At 50.4% G+C, this 8,511-nt stretch carries 6 protein-coding genes; all 6 read left to right on the plus strand.

Annotated elements, in window-relative coordinates:
* Positions 1–22: 22 nt before the first annotated feature.
* Positions 23–1,375 carry a tRNA lysidine(34) synthetase TilS gene (gene tilS / locus FD09_RS14040; protein WP_057822323.1) on the plus strand — a complete coding sequence of 451 codons (1,353 nt, stop codon included), beginning with the start codon at positions 23–25 and terminating at the stop codon, positions 1,373–1,375.
* Between the two features lie 17 nt (positions 1,376–1,392).
* Positions 1,393–1,932 carry a hypoxanthine phosphoribosyltransferase gene (hpt, locus tag FD09_RS14045; protein ID WP_057822324.1) on the plus strand — a complete coding sequence of 180 codons (540 nt, stop codon included), beginning with the start codon at positions 1,393–1,395 and terminating at the stop codon, positions 1,930–1,932.
* A gap of 90 nt (positions 1,933–2,022) precedes the next feature.
* The gene (ftsH, locus tag FD09_RS14050; RefSeq protein WP_083487973.1) at positions 2,023–4,251 is read left to right on the plus strand and encodes an ATP-dependent zinc metalloprotease FtsH; all 2,229 of its coding nucleotides are present in this window, start codon (positions 2,023–2,025) and stop codon (positions 4,249–4,251) included.
* 339 nt (positions 4,252–4,590) lie between these two features.
* Positions 4,591–5,469 carry an Hsp33 family molecular chaperone HslO gene (gene hslO / locus FD09_RS14055; RefSeq protein ID WP_057822325.1) on the plus strand — a complete coding sequence of 293 codons (879 nt, stop codon included), beginning with the start codon at positions 4,591–4,593 and terminating at the stop codon, positions 5,467–5,469.
* Between the two features lie 69 nt (positions 5,470–5,538).
* Positions 5,539–6,567 carry a tRNA dihydrouridine synthase DusB gene (dusB, locus tag FD09_RS14060; RefSeq protein WP_057822326.1) on the plus strand — a complete coding sequence of 343 codons (1,029 nt, stop codon included), beginning with the start codon at positions 5,539–5,541 and terminating at the stop codon, positions 6,565–6,567.
* A 51-nt stretch (positions 6,568–6,618) separates the two neighbouring features.
* Positions 6,619–8,148 (plus strand): lysine--tRNA ligase, encoded by a 1,530-nt coding sequence (lysS, locus tag FD09_RS14065; protein WP_083487974.1) that lies wholly within the window; start codon positions 6,619–6,621, stop codon positions 8,146–8,148.
* Positions 8,149–8,511 lie beyond the last annotated feature (363 nt).

Here is an 8,511-nt window from a genome sequence, read left to right on the forward strand (position 1 = left end):
TTTCCACAAGGAGGAAATCGACATGTTGACGCGGGCTGACTTTTGGCAATTCGTGCGCCGCTTTAAACTGGCCCCGCCCAATGAGACGATTGTTTTAGGCGTCTCCACTGGCGTGGACTCGATGGTGTTGCTGGATTTGGTCCGACACGCGCCCGTTGGGTGGCAACGTGCGATGCAAGTGGTGTATATCGATCACCAGTTACGGTCGCAAAGCCGGGAAGAAACGGATTTTATTCAGACATACTGCCACCAACGAAATATCCCCTTAACAGTCGCGACTTGGCATCATGGGCAATTGACCAGTGGAGTGGAAGAAGCGGCGCGGATTTTCCGGTATCAGACATTCGATGCGGTTGTACAATCCGCCCGCCCCGCCACACTGTGGCTCGCCCATCATAATGATGATGCTGTCGAGACGATGACGATGAAGCTGGCCCGCTCTGGGGCATTTTTTGAACAACCTGGATTGCAGGTGCAAACGATTCGCCACCAAAATACCCAAGCCGCCTTTTCGCTGGTACGGCCCCTTTTGCCATACACGAAATCGGACATCCGCGAATATGCCAATCGTCATCATGTACCCCATTATGAGGACGTCACCAATCAGGACGAGCGGTTTTTACGCAATCGCGTACGCCAGCAAATCGTCCCCGCTTTTCGCGATATGAATGCGGCCACTGCCGCCCACGTTCTTCGATATACTGAGGAACTTGCGGCCGCTCAAAGTTTGGTGGAAGACCGGCTTAGCCAGCTGATGGAACAAGTCGTGATCCGGCATCAGCCTGACCAATGGACGATGGATCGCACTCAGTGGCGGGCACTGCCGCGGGGACAGCAGTCGTTATTATTGCAATATGTCAGTCAGCCGAGCGGGCAAACGCTGACGGGTCGGCAAATTACTCAGTGTCTGGATCTTATCAACAGTTCACGGGCGTCTGGCGAAGTACAAATTACCCAGCAATGGCAGTTGCGAATTTCCTATTACACCATTCTATTTGGTCAAAATCAGACCAAAGTATGGGGGAAAAAGCTTCCTGTTGGCTTATCATGCAATAGTATTGTTTTTTTTCCGACTGGCGAAAGTTGGCAGTTACGCAAGATGGGGCCAGGAGTTGCCATTGCGGTACCCCGATCGGCGCCCGCCGTCGTGTTGCGTCAGCGCCAGCCGGGCGATGAGATTCAATTAACCAATGGCCAGCATCAATCGCTGCGCCGCTTTCTGATCAACCGTAAAGTGCCGCAAACTGAGCGGGATCAACTGGTGCTCGCTGCTGTGGGCCAGGCGGTCTGGTACATTCCCAATCTGTACACCCGTCAATTGTCTGAGCATGAGCAACCTGATACAATAAAGGTCATGTTACAGTATACGAAATAGCTTATGGAGGATTTGTTTTGCAGGAAGATATAAAAAAGGTGCTGTATAGCCAGGAAGATATCCATAATGTTGTGGTGCGTCTAGGCAAGCAATTGGCCGTTGATTACGCGGGTAAGAATCCGTTGTTCATTTGCGTTCTCAAAGGCGCAATCGTTTTCATGACGGACCTCATTCGCCAAATTGATGAATTCGTGGAGATTGATTTCATGGATGTATCCAGTTACGGCAATGCCACAGTCAGTTCCGGTGAAGTCAAGATTTTGAAAGACTTGGACACCTCTGTGCAGGGGCGGGATGTCGTGATTGTGGAAGACATTGTGGATACTGGCGCCACACTGCACTACTTAATTAAACTGCTGTCCACGCGCCAAGCGGCTTCAATTAAAGTCGTGGCTCTCATGGATAAACAAGCCGGACGGACGATTCCGGTTAAAGCGGACTATGTTGGGTTCGATGTACCCAATGAGTTCGTGGTCGGGTACGGTTTGGACTATGCGGAACGATACCGTAACTTGCCGTATATTGGCGTCTTAGATGAGCACGTTTATACCCACTAGCTACTTTGTGAAGGGCATTTTTCGTGCTATGATTACCCAAGTAAAGCCTTTTTGCGCGTCAATTTCGCGTAAAGTATAAGGAGAGAAATAATGAAAAATCGCAGAAATGGCCTGTTCCGCAGCACACTGCTGTATTTCTTTGTCTTCGTAGTGTTGATTGCGCTGGTCTCGACTGTCTTCAATCAGAATGGCAATAGTGGCGGTACTCAAGACATCAAGTCGAGTACGTTCATTACCGAGCTGCAAGACAAGAAGATCAAAGATTTCAATATTCAGCCGTCGGGCAGTGTCTATAAGGTTTCCGGTACTTACCGCGAAGCACAGACGGTAACCAATAAAAACACGGGTGGCTTTGGCTTGTTCCAAAATGGGGGCAGCACCACCACATCCGTGACGCACTTTACTTCCACGGTCTTGCCGAATGATGCGACATTGAATCAAATTCGGCTGACGGCCAAGAATGCCGATGTCGACTATTCCACAAGTGCGGAATCGCAGTCGGGATTCTGGTTGCAAATGCTGTTTTATTTAGTCCCCACGATCTTAGTCGTCCTCTTCTTCTGGTTCATGATGAATTCAGCGAATCAGGGAGGTGGCGGTAATGGCCGGGTGATGAGCTTTGGCAAATCCAAGGCCAAACCAGAGGATCCCAAGAAGAACAAAGTGCGGTTCTCTGATGTCGCCGGGGCCGAAGAAGAAAAGCAGGAACTGGTCGAAGTTGTCGAGTTCCTGAAAGATCCTCGGAAGTATTCTGCTTTAGGGGCCCACATTCCGCATGGTGTCTTACTGGAGGGACCTCCGGGTACTGGTAAAACTTTACTTGCCCGAGCAGTGGCCGGTGAAGCTGGGGTACCGTTCTTCTCTATCTCTGGTTCAGACTTCGTCGAAATGTTCGTCGGGGTTGGTGCCAGTCGTGTTCGGGACCTGTTTGAAAATGCTAAGAAGGCTGCGCCTTCCATCATCTTCATCGATGAAATCGATGCCGTTGGTCGTCAACGGGGTGCTGGTTTAGGCGGCGGCCATGATGAACGGGAACAGACATTGAACCAATTGTTGGTTGAAATGGATGGGTTCACAGGCAACGAGGGCGTTATCGTCATTGCTGCGACGAACCGGGCCGATGTATTGGATCCCGCATTGTTACGGCCCGGCCGTTTTGACCGGAAAGTATTGGTTGGCCGACCGGACGTGAAGGGCCGGGAAGCCATCTTACGGGTTCATGCAAAGAACAAACCCTTAGCGCCAGATGTTGATTTGAAAGTCGTTGCCCAGCAAACCCCGGGCTTTGTCGGGGCAGATCTGGAAAACCTGCTGAACGAAGCAGCGTTGGTTGCCGCGCGACGCAATAAGACCCAAATCGACTCATCGGATATTGATGAAGCCACCGATCGAGTGATCGCCGGACCAGCGAAACACGATCGGGTCATCAGTCCCAAAGAGCGTAACATGGTCGCCTACCACGAAGCGGGTCACGCCATCATTGGCTTGGTCTTGAACGATTCGCGGACCGTGCGCAAAGTCACCATTGTGCCCCGGGGTCAAGCAGGCGGTTATGCCATCATGCTGCCCAAGGACGATCAGTTCTTACTGACTAAGAAAGAATTGAACGAACAAATTGTTGGGATGATGGGTGGCCGGACTGCTGAAGAAATCATCTTCGGTACGCAGTCCACTGGCGCCTCCAACGACTTTGAACAAGCGACTCAAATTGCCCGCGGCATGGTCACCAAATATGGGATGACCGAACGCTTGGGCACCGTGACTCTGGAATCCGACAGTCAGCCATTTGTGGGTGCGGAATACGGCCAAGCACCGATTTATTCCCAAGCCACTGCGGCCGCCATTGATGATGAGATCCGTCAAATTATCGATGCCGCCCATAAACAGGCCTATGACATCATCCAAAGCCATCGTGAACAACACAAGGCGATTGCCGAAGCACTGTTGAAGTATGAGACATTGAACGAGAAACAAATTCTCAGCCTCTTCAACACGGGCAAGATGCCTTCTGATGAAAGTGATGAGTATCCGTCTGAAAAATCCGGCACGTTTGAAGAAGCCAAGAAGGCCTTAGAAGAACGCGACCACGAAAAGGCGGAACACGAAGGCGCAGAGCACCAAGAACAATCTGCCGATACGACGACCACCACACCGTCAAGCACCGCGGTAGAAAACAAGCCGATCGAAGGCACCCAAGGCTCCGAAGGCGATCAAGGCTGGCACTCCGCCGGCGAAGCACCCCACGATGCTTCCCAATCCGAACAAAGCGGATCAGCCACCAATTCGGACGACCACAAGCCGGAAGATTCTAACGCTTAATATGAATCAAGAACCGATCGGACAAATGTCTGGTCGGTTTTTTGATAATCAAGTGTAATTTTCGGATCGTGATGAAGGTAGTGCCAATGCGGAGCAAGCGAAGGTGGTAGGTGAACCGACTCATCCACAGAAACGGGCTCCGCCGACCAGAAGCTATGTCAGAAGGCAAGGCCGGCAAAAAACCTAAGACCGGGTTTTCTGCCGGCCTTGCCTTCTGACGCCGCTTCTAACCGGTCGGCTCCGCCCTCTTGTCGAAACTTCTCCCGCCCTCTATAATGTAGTATCGATTGCACACTTTTTCAGAAAAGTATATACAAATCAAAAAAGGAGACCTTTCACTTGCCAGATTATCTCGTACGCGCCGTCACCAAAGACGGCCATCTCCGGGCAATCGGCCTGGATGCCACCGATACAGTCGGTGAAGCACAACAACGCCATGACACTTACGGCGCTGCCAGTGCCGCATTGGGCCGGACCCTCATCGGCACCATCCTATTAAGTAACGCCTTACTCAAAGACGATGCCAAAGAAACATTGACCACCCGCGTCTTAGGCGATGGTCCAGTCGGTGCCATCGTTGCAGTGGGGACACCCAAGGGCACAGTCAAAGGATACATTCAACATCCCCATGTCCAATTACCGTTGAATACAGTAGGCAAAATCGACGTGCGCCGGGCAGTCGGCAAGGGCCTGCTGGCAGTGACGAAGGACCTGGGCTTGAAACAGCCTTTCACCGGTCAAGTCCCCATTGTTTCTGGTGAATTGGCTGAAGACTTCAGCTACTATTTGGCCAAGTCGGAACAAATTCCGTCCGCTGTCGGCCTTTCCGTTTTCGTCCAAGCCAACAATACTATCGGGGCGGCCGGCGGCTTTATGGTTCAAGCCATGCCCGGTGCCAGCGATGCCGAATTAGCTGCAATTGAAAAGAAAATCAAGGCATTGCCGCTGATTTCTGAAATGATGCGCGCGGGCGACACGCCAGAGGATATTTTGGCCAAAATTTTTGGCGCAGATAACATCAAATTCTTGGATACCCAGGCAGTTTCGTTCAAGTGTGATTGCTCTAAGGCACGGTTTGGCAAATCTATTCAAGCGTTGGGCCACCACGATATCCAAGAAATGATTGATGAAGATCATGGTGCGGAAGCGGTCTGCAAGTTTTGCGGTAACCAGTATCATTTTTCAGAGAACGAATTAAAAGAAATGCTCGCCAAATAATCGCATTTTGCTATGCCGATTGATTATTTGATATGATGGCAACGCTGAGTGCAAACGGAGGAACACATTATGGAATGGAAAATTGGTTCAGTGACGATCCCCAATCAGATCGTCGTCGCCCCCATGGCGGGCATCACGAATGCCGCTTTCCGGGTGACCTGTAAAGAATTCGGTGCCGGGTTGGTGGTCTGTGAAATGATCAGTGACCGGGGCATCATGTATGGCAACAAGAAGACTTTGTCGATGCTCTTTGTCGACCCCCGTGAGCATCCGATCAGCATTCAGATCTTTGGCGGGTCCAAAGAGACATTGGTGCAAGCCGCTAAGTTCGTGGACCAGAATACTGCCGCCGACATTATTGATATTAATATGGGCTGCCCTGTGAATAAGGTCGTCAAGACCGATGCCGGGGCTAAGTGGCTGTTGGATCCAAACAAGGTTTATGAAATGGTCTCTGCCGTGACCGATGCAGTGTCTAAACCGGTTACCGTGAAGATGCGGACGGGTTGGGATGAAGACCATGTCTATGCGGTCCAAAACGCTCTGGCGGCTGAGAAGGCCGGTGCAGCTGCATTAGCTATGCACGGTCGGACCCGGAAACAAATGTATCGGGGCAAAGCAGACTGGAATATTCTGGCTGATGTCGCCGATCATTTAACCATTCCGTTCATGGCCAACGGGGATATTCGGACGCCACAGGATGCCAAGTATGTCTTGGATCATGTGGGCGCCACCGCCGTGATGGTCGGCCGGGCTGCCTTGGGTGATCCATGGGTCTTAGGACAGATGAAGACATATATTGAGACTGGTGAACTAGTGCCTGACCCCACTCCCCAGGAGAAACTGACCACAGCCAAACTACAGCTGCATCGGTTAGTCGAACTCAAGGGCGAAAAGATTGCCGTCCCTGAATTCCGCCAGCAGGCGGCGTATTATTTAAAGGGAATTCCTCGGGCCGCCCAAGCCCGGGCATCATTGAATGAAAAGTGGACGGAAGATGAAGTGGATGCTGTCTTGACCCACTTTGAAGATGAAGTCGCTGAATATCTGGCGCACAAGGCCCAGCGTCAAGCAGAACGTGCCCAACGTGCTGGGTAAAATATTGGTATAGGAGGAACAACAGTAGTGGCTAAGCAAAAAGGAACGCAGATGAACGATCAGCTGATCGTTCGTCGACAGAAGATGGAAGAGTTGCGCGAACTGGGAATCGATCCCTTCGGCAAGCGGTTTGATCCCACGACTAACGCCCAGGAGTTGCATACCAAGTATGATGAGGAAGATAAGGATGTCTTGAATGGCCACGAAGTCCATGTGGTTATCGCTGGGCGCATGATGAGTAAACGCGGCAGCGGCAAGGTTGGTTTTGCAGATATTCAAGATCGGACCGGTCGGATTCAGATCTATGTACGCAAGGATGTCGTGGGCGAAGATAACTACCACATCTTTAAACGCTCAGATTTGGGTGACTTCCTTGGAATCAACGGCACAATGATGAAAACCGACTCTGGTGAACTCACTGTCCGGGCAGATCACGTGACTTTCTTAACCAAAGCGTTACGGCCGCTGCCGGATAAATTCCATGGCTTGACGAATGTCGAACAACGTTATCGTCAACGTTATTTGGATCTGATCACCAATCGGGAGAGTTATGACCGTTTTGTTAAACGCAGCCGTATTATCTCTGCCGTGCGGGAATTTTTAGATGCCAATGGGTTTATCGAGGTTGAGACCCCTGTTCTGCACACCCAGGCTGGTGGTGCGTCTGCCCGGCCGTTTATTACCCATCACAATGCACTGGATATTGATCTGTATCTGCGGATTGCGCTGGAATTACATTTGAAGCGCCTGATTGTCGGTGGTATGGAACGGGTTTATGAAATTGGCCGGGTATTCCGGAATGAAGGACTCGATACCAAGCACAACCCAGAATTTACCGAGCTAGAATCATACGCTGCGTACTTTGACTTTACGGATGTCATGGATGAGACGGAAGGTATTTTTCGCTATGCCGCCAACAAGGTTTTAGGCACTGGGACAGTCACCTATCAGGGTGAAACCGTCGATCTGGATAAGCCTTTCAAGCGGGTGCATATGGTGGACGCCATTAAGGACCGTACCGGCGTTGATTTTTGGCCAGCAATGAGTTTGGCAGACGCGCAGAAGCTGGCAGACGACCATGGCGTAAAATACGAATCCTATTGGAAAGTCGGTCACATCATTAATGCTTTCTTCGAACAATTTGTCGAAGACACTTTGAAAGAACCGACGTTCATCTATGGTCATCCAATTGAAATTTCTCCGTTAGCCAAGAAGAACAGTGAAGATCCCCGGTTTACTGACCGGTTCGAACTCTATATTTTAGGCAATGAATATGGGAATGCCTTCACGGAATTGAATGACCCCATTGATCAACGGTCCCGGTTTGAAGCCCAAGCGGCCGAACGGGCGGCTGGTAACGATGAGGCGCAACCGATTGATGAGGACTTCATTGCGGCTTTGGAATACGGTATGCCGCCGACCGGTGGGTTGGGTATCGGCATTGATCGGTTGGTCATGTTATTGACGGACGCGCCTTCTATTCGGGATGTTCTGTTATTCCCACCCATGCGGCCAGATACGACAGATGAAGCAGAAGCCGATAAGATTGCATCGCCTGATCCGCTGAATAAGAAAAAATAATGCAAAAAAAGTCGCCGCGGGGCGGCTTTTTTTTACACGTTTTTTGCATTCTATTCACACAAAGTTCGTTGTGACTCTATCTGGTAGGGACCAAGCAGGGCAGACAGTCGTTTGATACACCCAATTACCCGAACAATCATGTGTACCAATTGATATTTCGTTATGAATTTTCACATAAATATTAGTTCTTGCATTTTAGGTCTATGGTTGGTAATATAGTTAAGTCATGTGATGCGGATGCGTCACCAAGCGCCGCGCCAAGCGGTTTTGAAAAATAACTTGTTGACAACATCAACTAAACATGATATATTATCAAAGTTGCTTTTTAAGAGATTTGAAAGCAGCAGGCCTTTGAAAACTGAA

It is taken from the genome of Schleiferilactobacillus perolens DSM 12744 (genome assembly GCF_001435585.1).
In the GTDB taxonomy this organism is placed as follows: Bacteria; Bacillota; Bacilli; order Lactobacillales; family Lactobacillaceae; genus Schleiferilactobacillus; species Schleiferilactobacillus perolens.